Here is a 15,923-nt window from a genome sequence, read left to right as displayed (position 1 = left end):
GCGATCGATGCGAGTACCCGGGCGCTTCGTGGCACCAGCGCTTTGCGCTTGGCAGCCATTAGGCGTCGCGCCAGGTTTCGTTGCGCGAGGGGGAGATGACGATATCTTCGCCAGCGGCTTCGACTTCTTGTTCGGTGGCGTCAACCGCAAGGCCACGCGCTACCAGGTCGGTTGCCTCGTCCATGCTGACTTCGACGATGCTCCCAAGGGCGACGAATTCCCCATTAATCGCGAAGGTAATGTGCCTGTCAGTGGCGATCCGGCTGCCAACCACCTTCAGGTGGCAACGGGTGGCGGTCACGGTCTTGGTTTTCTGGATAGTTGCCATGCGGGATAGGTTCCTTAGTTTCGCCAGCCGTGAAGCCACGACTGACGCTGCCTGATGGGTTGGGATGATTCACGGATGTACTGCATGAAGCGGCTACGTAGGTGCAGCGAAGCTCGCTGGACCGCGGCGGCGTCGCATTCGGGGAAGTGGCGGAGAATTCGGCTTTCGATATCTGTCTTGTCGTAGATGAAGCCACCGCCGAGAGCAGGGCAGTGGACACATACGCGAGGGCCATCGTCCGTGTGCGAACGTGCGGCGAACCAGGCTGATTCGATCGCTGCATCCAAGGCAGCGGGATAGAGCATGGCCGGCGGCGCAGGTCCGTCGGAGGCAGGACCCTGCGTGGAATCCTCCTTCTCCCGCCCGCCGGCCAATCTTGCGGACAGTCGCTTCATGCGACGGTCCAGAACTTAGTTGCATCCGGCACAAGCGGGAGCAAGTTGATCCACGCGATGACTTCCAAGCCACCATTCAAACCAACACGCTTGAAGTGGATGTCGATATCGTCACGGATGGCAATCGCTGCGCGGTCCCACGCTCCGATGAGCGTTTGCGATGAGTCGGCCGTCAGCTCGGCGACGATGCCAGCAGCACGGAGCGAGCCGTCTTCAGCGATCGTCCCTGAGGCACCGGCGGTCCCCACGAGGCCGCGAAGCTCCGGCAATGCCAAGCCTGCGGACGCAGCCTTCGCCAGGGTGAACGCCGACGGTGACGCAGCCAGGATGGCAGACAGCAGGGCCTCATCAGCCGCACGTGCCGCACCCAGCGTGAGTGCGATAGCGACTTCCTCGCAGAATTCTTCGTCGCCGATCAGTCGAAGATCACCGCGCGAAACGGCGAATCGAACGCCTTTTGTGATTGCTTGATTCCAGTCAAGGCGAGCGATACTGACCGGCAGCGATGCCAGTGTCAGCTCTGAGCCACCACCGATGTTCCCCGGTCGGCCAATCTCCCCCTGCTCCGTTTCGCCCTCAAGATTGGCGTCTTGAAACACCGCGGGGGCCACCGTGCGGAATTCGACCGGCACGCGTTGCAACGCGATGTCGTTCTTGTTGCTGACGGCATGGGCCGTTCGATTGTCTTCCACCACCAGGACGCGCGCACCGGCAGCGTTCACACGAGAGTTTGCGATGACCGCGCGGTCCATCGTCAGCGACGTCCCCGACGGCACACCTTTCGGCGTCCGGCGAAGGGTGCCGTCCTGATTGAACGCAGCAGGCAAGCTCGACGTCTTCATGCATGCGGGAATGCTGCGAGCCATGTTGGCGGGCAGATAGGCGGTCGGCTCCTGGAAGCCTTCCGGCGTATGACCTCGCAAGGGCTGGGCGTTGCGGGCGTCACGCATTGCGCGGAGTAGATCAGCGGAGAGACTGGTTTTCATGCGGTCGGTTTTCCGTTGTTGATGCGGCCATTCTTGCGGCGGCGGACATTCGTCGATATGGCGTTGATCGGTGAAGTTGGCGCATCAACGCCGCAGGCTTCGAGCTAGCGGCGGCAGTGGGCGCCTGCTTCGAATCATTTCCAGTCGCCAGTTGGCGACGTCGGCCGTATCGAAGACCCAGGCGTCACCTTTGGTCTTCGCCCGTTTGATGTACGGGCAGCCGGAGTCGACCCATTTATCGATTTCAGCGACCGGCACGCCGAACACCTTTGCAATGCCGGCGCGGTTTACGCGACGGATCGAAGCACCTGAAGTTGATTCAGACATGCGGCTCTGTTCCTGGTGAGGTAAAAGAAAAAAGCGCTGGAAGCCCACGCACACCGCGAATGGCGCGGCGTCGTCGACCCCGCAGGGGCCGTGGGGGTCCGGAAGGACCCGCACTTATCCACAGGGGCAGGGGAGGGGTTCTACCCCGCGCCAATGCGCCAATGCCGCGCCAATAGCGCGCCAATCCACTACGGCCAATGGCGCGCGTCCCACAGGGCGCGCCAATGCGCCAATGGGGTATGGGGTATATCGGCGCACCCTGGATCACAGGGGTTCGCCCCCTGCGGGGTGCGCCAATACCCAGCGCTCCCGATCCTTTCGGTTGTCGCTGCGGTATCGGTCGCGACGGATATGCCCCGAGGCTTGCAAGCTCGCGAGAGCGCGATTCACGCGCTTCCCGCCCTTCGCGTTCGCGAACTCGGGTGGGAGATAGGGTTCCAGGCACTTCGCCGAGCTGAAGGCGCTAGCGTGCGCCGTGTTGACCGTGACCCCGGCAGAGATTGCCTCCCGGATCGCGGCGAGGATCGTCAGCTCGTCGGTCGCCGCTCGCGCCGAGAAGTGAATTGGCTTCAGGACGCCGCGATCATTCCATTCCAGGGCGATCGGATCGCTTGCCTTGCCGAGATTCAACTTCTCTTGGCGAAGCTCGATGGACCCTTCGTCCGACAGCAGGGCGAGTCGGGAACGTGCGGAGTTGTGCCAGGCCGTCGACCCCGAATAGGAGTTGCCGGCACTGCCATACCTGGCGGCCGCCTTGTCGATGTGTGCGAGCAGACAGACGGCGGCGTCGTTCTCGCGTGCAATCTCCGCCAGCATGCGAACGAAGGCCCGCACCTGGCGCCGGTCATTCTCTTGGCCGTCAAACGCATCGCTGGCGTTGTCGATGATGACCAGGCCGGCGCCTTTCACTGCGTCAGCCAGTTCCAGCATGGCGGCAGTCTTAGCCAGTGAGCGTTCACCATAGGTCACCAGCTCACTCGCCAGGACGGGACAGTCCGTGCCGTCCAAGATCGTCAGGCCGCCGATGACCTCAGTCGCGTTCAGGCCGTAGCTTTCCACGATCTTGCGGAGTCGATACCGGACCAGCTCGCCGCGGTCTTCCAGAGATACAAACACCGATCGCAGCTTGGCCGTGTACAACGAACACCAGTCCCGACCCGCGGCGACGTGCGCCGCCAGAGTCAGGGCGAGCATCGACTTGCCACTGCCGCCGTGTCCGCCTAACAACGTCACATGGCCGCGAGGCAGTAGAGATTGGACGACATAGTCGGGGGCATCGTAGGAAGCGCCCTCTATGTCGGACAAGTCGACGGAAGCGAATAGGGGTTCTTTGCCGGGAAGCGGCCCGTCGAACGGGCACCCGACCTGTGCGGCGAGTCGCTCACAGGTGTCGAAGTCGCCCGCAGCCTCGGCACGCTCATAAGCGTCGGCAAGTCCGGCTTGCCCGATGGCTAGGCAGCGCGCGAAGGCGTCTATCGCGATGCGTGCATTGTGCTTGTCACTTTGTGCAGCCAAGGTCACAGGAAGGTCACCCGCGGCGTCGTGCGCTCACGTGCAAGCGACTTCAGGTGTTCCGCAACGGCGTCACGCGGATAGAGGACTCGATTGCCGAGTCGGATGTACGACGGGCCTTGCCCGCGTTTGCGCCAGGCTTCAATCGTGCCTTGCGTGGCCCCCGCCAGTAGGCGGAAGTCTTCTTCTAGCAGGCAATCAAGGGCGTCCGCCATGTGGCGAAGGCGCTCGGTTTCATTTGGCTGGTCTGTGACCATGTTTCCCCGTCATTACCGGCTGGATGCCGGTTCGTGTACGGGGCTATTTCAGCGGCGCGGTACCGTGTGCGCCTCGGCGTTGATCGACGTCTTCAGGCGATCAACGTTTCGCGTCTTCGATTCCTGACTTCACGATACGGGGGCCGATCTCTAGTCCAAGCTGCTCGCCAAGACGATCTGTGAAGCCGGCAAACCATGCGGCCGGGTCGGCGGCAGGAAACTCGCCGGTCATCCGCCAATAGAAGCCAGCCAAGTTAGAGACAAGTGCGCGCGCACGCGCCTGCTTCGGCTTTGCCTGACGTGAAGGCTCTAACTGCGACGCGGCGTATTCACTCACAGCTTCGACAGCATTCGCCCACTCCCATGCTTCGTCCAGGAGGGCATTTCGTTCCATGCCCGAAAGGCGGTCCGCCATATCCGGGGAGAGCGAAGGCGGGCGCTCGACAAGCGCATCGCGCGCGTACATGGCGAGCGTCTGTGCGGCTGCGGGACTGAGTCCCTTCAGGCTGGCTAGAAGCCGTCGCGCTTCGGATGCGATCTTGGTGATTTGATCCCGCTGCGTGGCGATCGCTTCATCGCCAAGATTCGGCATCTGCGCCAACTCACCTGCGAACCTCACCAGTTTTTCTTGTTGTTCGGGAGTTAGCCCGGATTTCCTGGCTTCGATGTGCAATGAAAGTCGCACCGCGTCGGGCAGGTAGGCCGGATCAATCCAGAATCCGGGGGCGGTGCCGAACTCCGGCTTCGTCCTTGCGGTCATTTAGCTTCTCCAATAAGTGCATGGACGTCTTCCGGTTTAATGGACGTATAGCGGCGCAGCATCGTCCACGTCTTGTGCCCCGTAAGAAGCGCGACGCGGGGAATGTCCAGCCCCATGCGGAAAAATTGCGCTGTTGCGCGGTGTCGGAGGTCATGGAAATGCAGGTCGGCGATCGGCGGTTCTAGTGACTTGCATGCGCGCGTGAATGCTGTCGATACCGAGTCCGCATTAGCGCGGAAAACGCTACCCGTTTCGCGGTCATCCATTACCGTTTTCAGGATGTCGACCGCGGCAGGCAGCAGCGGAACCGTTTGATTGTTCCCGACCTTGTTGCGCGGGTCTTTGCGGTCGCGGATCAATGCCGTCTTTCGCTTCAGGTCGACGTCCTCGACACGTAGGGAGCAAATCTCCCCTAAACGCATCCCGGTTGCCAACGCAAACCGGCAGAGGGTCGGCATGTCGATACGCTGACGGCTGCTGGCGCCCCAATGTGCGTAAAGTCGATTCAGTTCTTCGTCCGTCGGCTCGCGCTCGCGTTCTTTGCTGCGCGTGTCTAGGCCGCGATGCTTCAGCGAGGCGCGGACCTGTGACGGGAGGTCGGCTGGAATGTCCAGATGCCGAGCGTGGCGCCCCCACTTCAGCACCGCCCCCAGGAAGGATAGATCGGCGGCGATCGTTACCCCGCCGGCGCCGTCCTCGACGCGCTGGTCGACGAAGTCCCGAAGAACGATCGCCGAGAGGGAGGCCAAGCGGACTTTGCCGAGCCGTGCGCCGAGCATCGCCAGGGTTGCGGCCTTCGTCTTGCCGCCCGATCCGGCGCCAGTCTCTTTATAGGCGTCGATTAGGTCGCCTAGCGTGGCGCCCTTTGGCGGTTGGGCGTGCCCGCTGGCGGCTACCTGGTGGGCTTGCCCCTCGATGGTTCGCGCCCAAGCTTCAGCATCCCGTTTAAGCGGGAACGTGGCGGCCCGATACAATCCTCCCCGGCGAACCTGGGCGCGCCATTTGCCGGACGGTAGCTGGGTAAACGTAGCCATGTGTGCAATCTGTGTCCGTCCAGTCGTGTACCAAATCTTACCCGTATGTTCCCCGTGTGTGCACTACGTGTGCACGATAGGCCGCACACAGGGCGTTTAAACGCACTGAGCATCAAATGAATAGTGAATTAAAACAACAGGTTATGGATGTTCGCCTCTCGGTCGCCCCGATGATGGACTGGACCGATACTCACTGCAGGGTCTTCCACCGCCTGTTGGCGCCGAATGCGCGCCTGTACACCGAGATGGTGCACGCGCAGGCGGTGATCCACGGCGACCGCGACCGGTTGCTGGGGTTCGACGCAGTGGAGCATCCCGTCGCCATCCAGCTCGGCGGCAGCGATCCGGCGCACCTCGCGCAGGCCGCGCGCATTGCGCAGGACTGGGGCTACGACGAGGTGAACCTCAACGTCGGCTGTCCGTCGGATCGCGTGCAGGCCGGGCGCTTCGGCGCGTGCCTGATGAAGGAGCCGGCGCTGGTGTCCGAGTGCGTGGCGGCGATGATCGACGCCGTCAGCATCCCGGTCACCGTGAAGTGCCGCCTCGGCGTGGACGAGCAGGAAGACTACGACCTGTTCCTCGCCTTCATCGACACCGTGGCCGCGACCGGCTGCGACACGTTCTTCGTGCATGCGCGCAAGGCCTGGCTGCAGGGCCTGTCGCCGAAGGAGAACCGCGAGATCCCGCCGCTGCGCTACGACTGGGCCTATCGGCTCAAGCGCGAGCGGCCCGGGCTGACGGTGGCCATCAACGGCGGCATCACCACCACGACGCAGGTGCACGAACACCTGCAACACACCGATGGCGTGATGATCGGCCGCGCGGCGTACCACGAACCCTATGTGCTGCATGACATGCAGATCGCGCTGTTCGGTGGGCAGATGCGCCCGCGTGCGGAGCTGTTGCGCGCATGGCGCCCCTATGTGGAAGCGCAGCTTGCCAAGGGGGTGGCGTTGAAGCACCTGACCCGGCACGTGCTGGGCCTGTTCCATGCGCAGCCCGGCGGGCGGACGTTCCGCCAGATCCTCAGCGAAGGCGCGCACAAGCCCGGTGCGGGCTGGTCACTGGTGGAGCAGGCGCTGGCCGCGACCACGCGCGAACTGCGGCCGGCCGCCTGAGCATGATCACGCGCGACATCGCCAACTTCGTCGCGCATGCGCGCACCCTGGCGCCGGACTTCGGCCCGGCGACGGCGCGGGCGGCGTTCCTGGTGTCGCCGGACGGCTTCATGCGGGCCGAGCAGTCGGCGCAGGACAACCGCTACATGGCCGACGCCGGCGCGTTCGACACCGGTGCGGCACTCCGCGAGCACCATGCCCTGCAGCGCGCACTGTCCCGGGACGTGCCGGTGGTGTGCTTCCCGGGTGACGAGGCGACGCCTGATGCCGTGTTCCCGAACAACGTGTTCGCCACCGCGCGTGTCGAGGGCGAGGCACGCCTGATCGTCGGGCGGATGCGGCATGAGGTACGCCAGCGGGAGGCCCGGCGTCCGGACATCCGGGGCTTCTTCCGCGACACGCTGGGCTATGCCGAAGTGGACCTGTCCAGCCAGCCGCATCCGTGTGAGCTGACCGGCGCGCTGGTGATCGACCGCGCACGCGGCATCGGCTTCTGCGGCCTGTCCGAGCGCTGCGACGAGGTGGGCGCGGCGCGGATGCACGACGCCTTCGGCCTGCGCGCCACGCTGCTGTTCGACCTGGCCCCGGGCGAATACCACACCAACGTGCTGCTGGCGGTGCTGGCCGGCCGCGCGGCGCTGATCCACCCCGGTGGCGTGGAGGCGCCGGGCCTGACCTCTGCGCTGGAGGCGCTGTACCCGGGTGGCGTGATGGCGCTGACCGACGCCGAGCAGGCCGCCTTCGCCGGCAACGCCATCGCGCTGGCGGCAGGGAAGGTGTGGATGAGCCGGCGTGCCCACGAGGCGTTGCGGCCGGCGACCGTGGCGGGGCTGGCGGCGGTGGGCTTCGCGGTGCACAGCGTGGCGCTGGACGCGATCGAGGCCGGTGGCGGCTCGCTAAGGTGTTGTGTTGCCGAGATTTTCTGAGTATTCAGGTGGCTGAATGCGGGGCGTAGCCCTGTGGATAAATTCAGAACCGATTCACCGCCACGGTCCAAAACTTCAGGTCCATTCTTCAGAGGCGGTTTCGGGTTTCGTTCAGTTTCGCGGGCCCAGTTCCGTTACGATTCCGTTATGCGTTTTCGCGTTCCGACCCTCGCCGCCGTTGCCTTGGCGGTCCTCGCCGCCCTCGCTGGCACCCATGTGGTGCAGGCACAGGAGGATCGTGGCCGGGGGGATGCACCTCGCGAACGCGGAGCGCCGCGAGGCGAAGATCGTGGTCACCGCAGTTCCATGTCCGATTCGGTGCGCCGCGTGCGCAGCGAATCGGGGAATCAGGTGTTGAGCGTCGAGCGCATGCAGTACGACGGACGCGACGTCACGCGCGTCAAGTACATCGATGAGCGTGGCCGGGTGCGCACCCGGACGCAGGACGATTTTGGCCCGTCGCGCCGCGACCTGGATTCTCCCGTGCGTCCGCGTCGCGACATCGCGCCGCCGCCGCAGCCTGCACGCGGCGATAACTCCCCGCGCCCGTAGTCTTACGTAAAATCCAAGGCTCAACTGAGCACGTCCCGCGCGGTCCGATGCCGCGCCGCATTCCCAAGGAGAGTCCATGCGTATCCTGCTGGTCGAAGACGAAGCCCCCCTGCGTGAAACCCTCGCCGCGCGCCTGAAGCGCGAAGGCTTTGCGGTGGACGCGGCCCAGGATGGCGAGGAAGGCCTGTACATGGGTCGCGAAGTGCCGTTCGACGTGGGCATTATCGATCTCGGCCTGCCCAAGATGTCGGGCATGGAACTGATCAAGGCGCTGCGCGACGAAGGCAAGAAGTTCCCGGTGCTGATCCTGACCGCGCGCTCCAGCTGGCAGGACAAGGTCGAAGGCCTGAAGCAGGGCGCCGACGACTACCTGGTCAAGCCGTTCCACGTGGAAGAACTGCTGGCGCGCGTCAACGCGCTGCTGCGCCGTGCGGCCGGCTGGAGCAAGCCGACGCTGGAATGCGGCCCGGTGGCGCTCGACCTGGCCGCACAGACCGTCAGCGTCAACGGCAGCAATGTCGACCTGACCAGCTACGAGTACAAGGTGCTGGAGTACCTGATGATGCATGCCGGCGAACTGGTCTCGAAGGCCGACCTGACCGAGCACATCTACCAGCAGGACTTCGACCGCGACTCCAACGTGCTGGAAGTCTTCATCGGCCGCCTGCGCAAGAAGCTGGATCCGGACGGCGAACTGAAGCCGATCGAGACCGTCCGCGGTCGCGGCTACCGCTTCGCGATCCCGCGCAGCGGCGAAGGCTGATGTCCCGCGCCGGCATCGCCTGCACTTGATGCCTGCGCCACCGTCCGGCGCCGCGCCTTCCGCTCCCGTCGGCCGTGACCGGTTCGACGGGTGGCGGCCGCGTTCGCTGCGCGCGCGCCAGCTGCTGGCCGCCAGCCTGGCGCTGCTGGCGTTTCTCGCACTGGCCGGGTACGCCCTGGACCGCGCCTTCGTCGACACCGCCGAGGACAACCTGCGGCAGCGCCTGAAGAGCTACGCGCTGTATTACACCGACAAGGTGGAGTTCGGTCGCAACGGCACCCTGATTCCGCCCTATAACACGCCCGACCCCCGCTTCGACATGCCCGACAGCGGCATGTATGCGCAGGTCGTGCTGCAGGGCGTACCACCATGGGGGTCCAACTCGACGTTGGGCCCCGAGCTGCCCGTACCGCGCATGCTGGGCGCACTGGAAGAGTCGTTCGAGGGACCCCTGCCGATCCGCCGCGCCGACGGCAGCGAAAGCGAGGTCTACCGCTATGGCGTGGGTTACGCCTGGCCAGCGACGCACCAGCATCCGGAGATTCCCTACAGCATCTACATCTTCGAGGACGCGCAGGCGCTGAGCGCACAGATCCGGGTGTTCCGGGGATCGCTGTGGGTCTACCTCGGCGGCGCCGGCGTGATCCTGCTGCTGTTGCAGATGCTTGTACTGCGCTGGAGCCTGCGGCCGCTGCGGCGGGTGATCTTCGAACTCAGCCGCGTGCAGCGCGGCGAACTCTCGGGCATGACCGAGAGCCACCCGCGCGAACTCGAACCGCTGACCGACAGCATCAATGCCTTCATCGAGAGCGAGCGCGAGAACCTGGAGCGGCAGCGCAACACGCTGGCCGACCTGGCCCACAGCCTGAAGACGCCGATCGCGGTGCTGCGCACGCAGCTGGACAGCGGCGGCGGCGATCCGCAGGCGTTGCGCGACGAGCTGGACGTGCAGCTCAAGCGCATGAACAACCTGGTGTCCTACCAGCTGGCGCGCGCGGCATCGAGTGGCCACAAGCTGTTCTCCGCCGCCGTGCCGATCGAGCCGCACGCGGAGGAGATCGTGCGCGGGCTGGAGAAGGTGTATGCGGCGAAGGGCGTGATCTGCGAGTTCGAGATCGACCCGCGTGCGCGCTTCCACGGCGAGACCGGCGACCTGCAGGAACTGATCGGCAACCTGCTGGAGAACGCGTTCAAGTGGGCGCGCTCGCGCGTGCTGCTGACGGTGATGGTGGGGGCGACGGCGCCACAGCGGCGGCCGGGCGTGTTCATCGCGGTGGACGACGACGGTCCCGGCATCGCCGAAGACGATGTGTCCAAGGTGCTGCAGCGTGGCGTACGCGGCGACGAGCGCGTGCAGGGCCACGGCATCGGCCTGTCGATCGTGCAGGACCTGATCCGCGACTATCGCGGCGAGCTGCAGGTACGGCGCTCGGAAGAACTCGGCGGCGCGCGCTTCGAAGTGCGCCTGCCGCCCGGTCTCTGACTCAGGCTGTCGCCGCGGCCATCGGCGAGGGACCGTAGAAGCGCTGCAGGTGTGCGGCCACGTCCGGCATGGCTTGGGCCAGGATGTGCGGTGCGGAGAAGTGGTACTCGGTGACCACCGCGAAGAATTCCTCCGGCGCTTCCGCCGCGTACGGGTCGATGGCCGTCTCGCGCCCCAGATCGACCTGCATGCAGAATGCGTCGTACGCGCGCTGGAAGTCGCGCGCCCAGCGGCCATGCCACGCGTCCGGCAATGGCGGAGTGCCATCGAGTTCGCCGTCCAGCACGTCCAGCTTGTGCGCCATCTCGTGCACCGCCACGCAGAAGCCGGCGTCGGGCTCGGCGATGTCGGCCTGCACGTCGGCCCAGGACAGGATCAACGGCCCCTGGTCCCAAGCTTCGCCGGCCAGATCGTCTTCCCACTCGTGCAGCACGCCTGCGGCGTCGGTGTGCGTGCGCTGCACGCGGAAGGCATCGGGATAGACGATCAGCTGCGACCACCCGCGCAGCCCGCCTTCGCCGAATTCCAGCAGCGGCAGGCAGCACAGTGCCGCCAGTTGCGCGCGCTGGGCGTCGTCCAGGCTCAGTCCGGCCAGCGGGGTGATGGTCTTCTGGTGCAGGAAGCGCGCGGTCAGCGCACGCAGCCGGTCCAGGCGCGCGTCGTCCAGCGCCGCCACCCAGGGGGTGGCGGCACGCACGCGCTGCCAGAGGGTGTCGTCAATCGACGGGGAAGGGCGCCGCAGGCGGCGCAGGAGTCCGATCACCGGATATCGCCGCCCCCGTCAGCGGAACATGCCCGGCAGGAAGCTGTGCCACTTCGAGCCGCGGCTGCGCGGCAGCGGGGTGTCGTCGTCGTCGCCACCGCCCCGGGTGGTGGTGGGCGAGGTCAGGGAGGCCGGCGCCCCGTACTTGCTGCGCACGGCGGTGGCGCGCGCGCGGCGTGCATCCGAGGCGGTGGGAACGGCATCGACAGGACGCTCGGCGACCGCACGGTCGGCCACGTCCTGGCAGGTGCCGGTGTTGCCGCCGGCGACGCCGCGCCCGTTCTGGGCGAACACGGCCGCCGAGGCGATCAGGAGCAGCAGGGCAAGGCTGGCGCGAAGCATCGGAGGGACTCCTGTCGGTCAGTTACAGCGGCCAGATGACACCGCCGACTATAGCCGGATTGGTGTCGTCCGGCACGGATCCGCCTGCCCCGTGCGACGAAATGCCGGCGCGCGGCGACGGATCGAGGGAAACCGCCGACGGACTGCTGCGTCGCAACAGGCGAGCGCCCGCGCTTACGGCAGACTCCCGCCATGCCTACGCCTTCCGACCGTCCGCTGACCGCCGCCGCCCTGCGCCTGGCCCTGATCGCCGGGGCCCGCCGGGTCATCGCGGCACGGGACGGCTTGAACCGCATCAACGTGTTTCCGGTGGCCGACGGCGATACCGGCAACAACCTCGCCTCGACCCTCGGCAGCGTGCTCAATGGCGCGCTGAGCCAGCCCAGCCAGCACGCCGGCGACCTGCTCAGCCGGGTCGGCAACGACGCCATCGACGGTGCGCGCGGCAACTCGGGCGCGATCCTGGCGCAGTTCCTCCACGGCGTAGCGGAGCGGGTGCGCACGCTGCCGGAACTGGATGTCCGTTCACTGGCGGCGGCGGTACGGCAGGGAGCGCTGAGCGCGCGACAGGCGCTGGCGCAGCCGGTCGAAGGCACCATCCTGAGCGTCATCACCGCCTTCGCCGACGAACTGGACGCGGCGGCGGACAGTGCGCAACCCGATACGCGCAGCGGCTTCACCCGGGCGCTCGCCCGCGCCCGGCGGGCACTGGCGGACACGCCTCGGCAGATGGCGCTGCTGCAGAAGGCCGGCGTGGTGGATGCCGGTGCGCAGGGCTTCGTCGACCTGCTGGAAGGCATCGCCGAGTTCGTCGAGGGCGGTCCGCGTGCGGTGCGCGTGCGCGCCGGTGCGCCGGTCGCGGCCAACGATGGGGGTGCGCTGCCGACGCACGATCACGAGATCGATCCAGCGCGGCGCTGGTGCACCGAATGCCTGTTGCTCGGCGACGGCCTTGACCGCGACCGCCTGCGCGCCGCGCTGGAAGCGGCAGGCGCGGACTCCATCGTCATCGCCGGCGGCAGCGCGCGTCTGCGCGTGCATGCGCACACCGGTTCCCCGCAGGCGCTGTTCGACGCCTGCGCGCAGCAGGGGCGCGTGGAGGCCATGAAGGCCGACGACATGATCCGCCAGCAGGCGGTCGCCGCCGCACCGCAGCCGCTGGTGGTGGTCACCGACAGCGCCGCCGACCTGCCCGACGACATCGCCGAGCGGTACGCCATCGGCGTGGTCCCGGCGCGCGTGGATCTGGACGGCCGCGACTACCTGGACAAGATCGGGCTGTCGACCGCCGAGTTCTACCGGCGCATGGCGGCGTCGCATCAGCTTCCGCGCACCAGCCAGCCGCCACCGGGCGATTTCCGCCGGGAGTTCGAGCTGTCGCTCGCGCACCACGCCCGCGTGCTCTACATGGGCCTGTCGCGTGCGCTGTCGGGCACGCTGCAGTCCGGCGAGCACGCGGCGGCACGCGATCCGGACCGCCGCGTGCGCGTGTTCGATACGGTCAATGCGGCCTGCGGGCAGGCACTGCTGGTGTGGCGTGCCGCGGAGCTGGCGGCGCAGGGGCAGGACGACGCGAGCGTGGTGGCCGAACTGGAGCGCCTGCGTCCGCTGACGCGGATGTGGGCCATCGCGCCGGACATCTCCCACGCCGTGCGCGGCGGCCGCATCCCGCGCTGGGCGGCGCCGATCGCGCGGCTCAGCGCGTTGACGCCGATGGCGAAGATGAGCGTGGACGGCCGCATGGTGGTCGCGGGCATCCTGCTGACGCGCGCGCAGGCACCCGAGGCCTTTGCGCGTCGCGTGGCGCGCCAGTTGCCGGCCGGCCAGCGCTGGCGGCTGATCGTCGGCCACTGCGACGACCGCGCCGGTGCAGAGCGGCTACTGGCCGCGCTGCGCACGCGCCTGCAGATCAGCGAGGACCGCCTGGTGGAAACCGGCGCCGCCATCGGGGCGCATGCGGGGCCCGGTGCGCTGATCGTGGCGGTGCAACCGGCGCCCGAGGCCTGAGCCCGCGGGGGCGTGGCCCATAATGGCGGCATGCTCATCGCCTGCCTGCTCCTGCTGTTCGCCTACCTGATCGGCTCCGTGTCGGGTAGCCTGGTGCTCGGCCGCCTGCGCGGCGTCGATATCCGCACGCAGGGCAGCGGCAATGCCGGCGGTACCAATGCCTTCCGCACGCAGGGCGCGAAGTTCGCGCTGGGGGTGGTGCTGGTCGACATCGGCAAGGGCGCGCTGGCGGCCTGGCTGGCGCTGCGGTTCGCGCCGCTGGACGGCCCGCTGTCGCCGCGCGCGCTGGGGTTCCTGGCGGCATTCGTCGCGGCGATGGGGCATGTGTGGCCGGTCTGGCACGGCTTCCGCGGCGGCAAGGGCGTGGGCACGTTGCTGGGCGGCCTGGCGGTGCTGTGGCCGCTGGCGCTGCTGCCGTTGTTCGCGGTGTGGCTCGGCGTGCTGGTCGCGACGGGCTATGTCGGCCTGGCGTCGATCATTGCCACCGCTTGCCTGATGCCGCTGGCGTGGTGGCTGCAGATGGATCGCGCCACCCAGATGTTCGCCATCGCCGCGGCGCTGCTGGTGCTCTTCACCCATCGCGTCAATGTGCGGCGCCTACGCAACGGCACGGAATCGCGCTTCGAGCGCGTGCGCGTCTGGCGCCGTCGCGCGTGACCGGCGAGCGCGCCCTGTTGCAGCGGTTGATCGAAGGCCCGGTGTCCGGCCATGCGCTGGCGGACGAGGCCGGACTGACGCGGGCGGCGATGTGGAAGCGGATCGAGGCGCTGCGCGAAGGTGGCCTGCGCATCGAAGCGCAGCCCGGGCGTGGCTACGCGCTCGCCGACCCGGTCGAACTGCTGGAGGCCGAGCGCATCCGTGCGCAGCTCCAGGCTGCGACCGCCGGCGCGCTGTCCTCGCTCGAGGTCGCGTGGTCGCTGGATTCGACCAACAGCGAACTGCTCCGCCGGAAAGCGCCGGAGCGCGGGGTCGACGTGTTGCTGGCCGAACAGCAGACCGGCGGGCGGGGACGGCGCGGACGCCAGTGGGCGTCGCCGATCGCAGCGAATCTCTACTTGTCGCTGTCGCGCCAGTTCTCCGGCGGTCTCGCCCGCCTGGGCGGTCTCAGCCTGGTGGTCGGCGTGGCGGCTGCCGAAGCGCTGCGTCGGGCCGGTTACGCCGAGGTAGGCGTGAAGTGGCCCAACGATCTGCTCGTGCACGGGCGCAAGCTGGGCGGCATCCTGGTGGAAGGCGGTGGCGAACATGGCGGGCCCGTGCGAGCCGTGATCGGCATCGGCGTGAACGTGCGCATGCCGGCGGTCGTCGCCGCGACCATCGGCCAGGCGTGGACCGATCTGGCCGGTCTTGGCGAGGGCGCGCCATCGCGCAACGCGCTCGCCGCGCAGCTGCTGGATGCGCTGTTGCCGGCGCTGGAGCAGTTCGACCGGGAAGGACTTTCGCCTTTCCTGACGCGGTACGCGGCGCTGGATGTGCTGGCGGGACGCGCCGTCACCGTGCATGGTCCGCAGGGCGATGAGCACGGCGTGGCCGAGGGCATCGGCGAGGACGGCGCGTTGCGCGTGAGGGTGGGACACGCGGTGAGGCGGGTGCATGCGGGCGAGGTCAGCGTGAGGGCGACATGACGCAGTGGGTCTTCGATCTGGGCAATTCGCGGGTGAAGTGCGCGCCGCTGCGGGCGGACGGCAGGCCGGGCGAGATGCATGCCTTCGCCTACGACGACGCGCTCGTCGCTTCGCTCGACCAGGCGATACCGGCAACGGCGACTTGCGAGAGCTCCACCGCCATCGTGGCCAGCGTGGCGTCGCCGATCCGCACGGCCTCGGTCATCGAGTGGCTGACCACACGCTTCGGCGCCATTTCGATCGCCCGTACGCAATCGGCGCTGGCCGGCGTGCGCATCGCCTACGCAGAACCCGCGCGGCTGGGCGTGGACCGCTTCCTGGCCCTGCTGGCGGCGCGCCGACGCGGCACGCCGCCGTGGCTGGTCGTCGGCGTGGGCACGGCGGTGACGGTCGACCTGCTGGATGCGGACGGCCGCCACCACGGCGGGCGCATCGCGCCCTCGCCGCAGCTGATGCGGGACGCCCTGCATGCCGCTGCCGCGCAGCTGCCTGCGCAGGGTGGCGCCTATGTCGAATTCGCCGCCGACACGGTCGACGCGCTGGCGTCGGGCTGCGACGGCGCGGCGCTGGGCCTGATCGAACGCAGCCTGCAGCAGGCACAGGAAGCGCTGGGGCAGCGCCCATCGCTGCTGCTGCATGGCGGCGGTGCGGCGGCGCTGGCATCGCGACTGGGCCAAGGCGAGATGGCGCCTGCGCTCGTGCTTGAAGGGCTGGCCGTCTGGGCGCGGCTCGGTGCCGAGGCGTGAGC

At 67.6% G+C, this 15,923-nt stretch carries 18 protein-coding genes and 1 pseudogene; 9 read left to right on the top strand and 10 right to left on the bottom strand.

What is annotated here, in order from left to right:
* Nucleotides 1-58 precede the first annotated feature (58 nt).
* The 8 genes from VGN58_RS14395 to VGN58_RS14360 all read right to left on the bottom strand — a co-directional run bounded on the left by VGN58_RS14395 (nt 59) and on the right by VGN58_RS14360 (nt 5,599).
* Complete coding sequence (locus tag VGN58_RS14395) at nt 59-328, bottom strand: hypothetical protein (protein WP_327483865.1); 270 nt, start codon at nt 326-328, stop codon at nt 59-61.
* A gap of 14 nt (nt 329-342) precedes the next feature.
* Nucleotides 343-723 carry a hypothetical protein gene (locus VGN58_RS14390; RefSeq protein ID WP_327483864.1) on the bottom strand — a complete coding sequence of 127 codons (381 nt, stop codon included), beginning with the start codon at nt 721-723 and terminating at the stop codon, nt 343-345.
* Nucleotides 720-1,709, bottom strand: coding sequence for a hypothetical protein (locus VGN58_RS14385; RefSeq protein ID WP_327483863.1), 990 nt, complete (start codon nt 1,707-1,709; stop codon nt 720-722). Before VGN58_RS14385 ends, VGN58_RS14390 begins: the two co-directional genes overlap by 4 nt.
* Nucleotides 1,710-1,793: 84 nt before the next feature.
* The gene (locus VGN58_RS14380) at nt 1,794-2,036 is read right to left on the bottom strand and encodes a terminase small subunit (protein ID WP_327483862.1); all 243 of its coding nucleotides are present in this window, start codon (nt 2,034-2,036) and stop codon (nt 1,794-1,796) included.
* Between the two features lie 264 nt (nt 2,037-2,300).
* Nucleotides 2,301-3,557: an AAA family ATPase gene (locus VGN58_RS14375; RefSeq protein ID WP_327483861.1), complete on the bottom strand. Its 1,257-nt coding sequence runs from the start codon at nt 3,555-3,557 to the stop codon at nt 2,301-2,303.
* The gene (locus VGN58_RS14370) at nt 3,554-3,805 is read right to left on the bottom strand and encodes a hypothetical protein (protein ID WP_327483860.1); all 252 of its coding nucleotides are present in this window, start codon (nt 3,803-3,805) and stop codon (nt 3,554-3,556) included. Before VGN58_RS14370 ends, VGN58_RS14375 begins: the two co-directional genes overlap by 4 nt.
* 100 nt (nt 3,806-3,905) lie before the next feature.
* Nucleotides 3,906-4,565 (bottom strand): hypothetical protein, encoded by a 660-nt coding sequence (locus VGN58_RS14365; RefSeq protein WP_327483859.1) that lies wholly within the window; start codon nt 4,563-4,565, stop codon nt 3,906-3,908.
* Complete coding sequence (locus VGN58_RS14360) at nt 4,562-5,599, bottom strand: site-specific integrase (RefSeq protein ID WP_327483858.1); 1,038 nt, start codon at nt 5,597-5,599, stop codon at nt 4,562-4,564. The genes VGN58_RS14365 and VGN58_RS14360 overlap by 4 nt, the downstream gene beginning before the upstream one ends.
* A gap of 116 nt (nt 5,600-5,715) precedes the next feature.
* Between VGN58_RS14360 and dusA the strand changes: the two genes are divergently transcribed.
* From dusA to VGN58_RS14335, 5 genes are all read left to right on the top strand, one after another.
* Nucleotides 5,716-6,717 (top strand): tRNA dihydrouridine(20/20a) synthase DusA, encoded by a 1,002-nt coding sequence (gene dusA, locus VGN58_RS14355; protein WP_327483857.1) that lies wholly within the window; start codon nt 5,716-5,718, stop codon nt 6,715-6,717.
* A gap of 2 nt (nt 6,718-6,719) precedes the next feature.
* Nucleotides 6,720-7,643, top strand: coding sequence for an arginine deiminase-related protein (locus VGN58_RS14350; protein WP_327483856.1), 924 nt, complete (start codon nt 6,720-6,722; stop codon nt 7,641-7,643).
* A gap of 147 nt (nt 7,644-7,790) precedes the next feature.
* Nucleotides 7,791-8,195 (top strand): hypothetical protein, encoded by a 405-nt coding sequence (locus tag VGN58_RS14345; protein WP_327483855.1) that lies wholly within the window; start codon nt 7,791-7,793, stop codon nt 8,193-8,195.
* A 76-nt stretch (nt 8,196-8,271) separates the two neighbouring features.
* Nucleotides 8,272-8,958, top strand: a complete 687-nt coding sequence (locus VGN58_RS14340; RefSeq protein ID WP_055937106.1) for a response regulator transcription factor — start codon at nt 8,272-8,274, stop codon at nt 8,956-8,958.
* Between the two features lie 28 nt (nt 8,959-8,986).
* Nucleotides 8,987-10,441 (top strand): sensor histidine kinase, encoded by a 1,455-nt coding sequence (locus VGN58_RS14335; RefSeq protein WP_327483854.1) that lies wholly within the window; start codon nt 8,987-8,989, stop codon nt 10,439-10,441.
* Nucleotide 10,442: 1 nt separating this feature from the next.
* Here the strand turns inward: VGN58_RS14335 and VGN58_RS14330 are convergent.
* Both VGN58_RS14330 and VGN58_RS14325 read right to left on the bottom strand, forming a co-directional pair.
* Nucleotides 10,443-11,256: pseudogene (locus VGN58_RS14330) on the bottom strand (zinc-dependent peptidase).
* The gene (locus VGN58_RS14325; protein ID WP_327483852.1) at nt 11,223-11,546 is read right to left on the bottom strand and encodes a hypothetical protein; all 324 of its coding nucleotides are present in this window, start codon (nt 11,544-11,546) and stop codon (nt 11,223-11,225) included. The pseudogene VGN58_RS14330 and the gene VGN58_RS14325 overlap by 34 nt, the downstream one beginning before the upstream one ends.
* 192 nt (nt 11,547-11,738) lie before the next feature.
* Between VGN58_RS14325 and VGN58_RS14320 the strand changes: the two genes are divergently transcribed.
* The 4 genes from VGN58_RS14320 to VGN58_RS14305 are packed head-to-tail and all read left to right on the top strand — an operon-like array spanning nt 11,739 to nt 15,921.
* Nucleotides 11,739-13,553, top strand: coding sequence for a DegV family protein (locus VGN58_RS14320; RefSeq protein WP_327483851.1), 1,815 nt, complete (start codon nt 11,739-11,741; stop codon nt 13,551-13,553).
* A 30-nt stretch (nt 13,554-13,583) separates the two neighbouring features.
* The gene (gene plsY / locus VGN58_RS14315; RefSeq protein WP_327483850.1) at nt 13,584-14,210 is read left to right on the top strand and encodes a glycerol-3-phosphate 1-O-acyltransferase PlsY; all 627 of its coding nucleotides are present in this window, start codon (nt 13,584-13,586) and stop codon (nt 14,208-14,210) included.
* Entirely contained in the window at nt 14,207-15,175 is a 969-nt protein-coding gene (birA, locus tag VGN58_RS14310) for a bifunctional biotin--[acetyl-CoA-carboxylase] ligase/biotin operon repressor BirA (RefSeq protein ID WP_327483849.1), read from the top strand. The genes plsY and birA overlap by 4 nt, the downstream gene beginning before the upstream one ends.
* Nucleotides 15,172-15,921, top strand: a complete 750-nt coding sequence (locus VGN58_RS14305) for a type III pantothenate kinase (RefSeq protein ID WP_327483848.1) — start codon at nt 15,172-15,174, stop codon at nt 15,919-15,921. Before birA ends, VGN58_RS14305 begins: the two co-directional genes overlap by 4 nt.
* Nucleotides 15,922-15,923: the final 2 nt, after the last annotated feature.

This window comes from Pseudoxanthomonas sp., assembly GCF_035999195.1.
In the GTDB taxonomy this organism is placed as follows: domain Bacteria; phylum Pseudomonadota; class Gammaproteobacteria; order Xanthomonadales; family Xanthomonadaceae; genus Pseudoxanthomonas_A.
The sequence above is the reverse complement of the archived record's forward strand: the minus strand, read 5'-3'. Positions and strand labels throughout refer to the sequence as shown.

Coding starts and splice junctions, on each gene's coding strand:
- VGN58_RS14395 (WP_327483865.1), bottom strand. CDS start 328: ATGGCAACTATCCAGAAAACCAAGACCGTGACCGCCACCCGTTGCCAC.
- VGN58_RS14390 (WP_327483864.1), bottom strand. CDS start 723: ATGAAGCGACTGTCCGCAAGATTGGCCGGCGGGCGGGAGAAGGAGGAT.
- VGN58_RS14385 (WP_327483863.1), bottom strand. CDS start 1,709: ATGAAAACCAGTCTCTCCGCTGATCTACTCCGCGCAATGCGTGACGCC.
- VGN58_RS14380 (WP_327483862.1), bottom strand. CDS start 2,036: ATGTCTGAATCAACTTCAGGTGCTTCGATCCGTCGCGTAAACCGCGCC.
- VGN58_RS14370 (WP_327483860.1), bottom strand. CDS start 3,805: ATGGTCACAGACCAGCCAAATGAAACCGAGCGCCTTCGCCACATGGCG.
- VGN58_RS14365 (WP_327483859.1), bottom strand. CDS start 4,565: ATGACCGCAAGGACGAAGCCGGAGTTCGGCACCGCCCCCGGATTCTGG.
- VGN58_RS14360 (WP_327483858.1), bottom strand. CDS start 5,599: ATGGCTACGTTTACCCAGCTACCGTCCGGCAAATGGCGCGCCCAGGTT.
- dusA (WP_327483857.1), top strand. CDS start 5,716: ATGAATAGTGAATTAAAACAACAGGTTATGGATGTTCGCCTCTCGGTC.
- VGN58_RS14350 (WP_327483856.1), top strand. CDS start 6,720: ATGATCACGCGCGACATCGCCAACTTCGTCGCGCATGCGCGCACCCTG.
- VGN58_RS14345 (WP_327483855.1), top strand. CDS start 7,791: ATGCGTTTTCGCGTTCCGACCCTCGCCGCCGTTGCCTTGGCGGTCCTC.
- VGN58_RS14340 (WP_055937106.1), top strand. CDS start 8,272: ATGCGTATCCTGCTGGTCGAAGACGAAGCCCCCCTGCGTGAAACCCTC.
- VGN58_RS14335 (WP_327483854.1), top strand. CDS start 8,987: ATGCCTGCGCCACCGTCCGGCGCCGCGCCTTCCGCTCCCGTCGGCCGT.
- VGN58_RS14325 (WP_327483852.1), bottom strand. CDS start 11,546: ATGCTTCGCGCCAGCCTTGCCCTGCTGCTCCTGATCGCCTCGGCGGCC.
- VGN58_RS14320 (WP_327483851.1), top strand. CDS start 11,739: ATGCCTACGCCTTCCGACCGTCCGCTGACCGCCGCCGCCCTGCGCCTG.
- plsY (WP_327483850.1), top strand. CDS start 13,584: ATGCTCATCGCCTGCCTGCTCCTGCTGTTCGCCTACCTGATCGGCTCC.
- VGN58_RS14305 (WP_327483848.1), top strand. CDS start 15,172: ATGACGCAGTGGGTCTTCGATCTGGGCAATTCGCGGGTGAAGTGCGCG.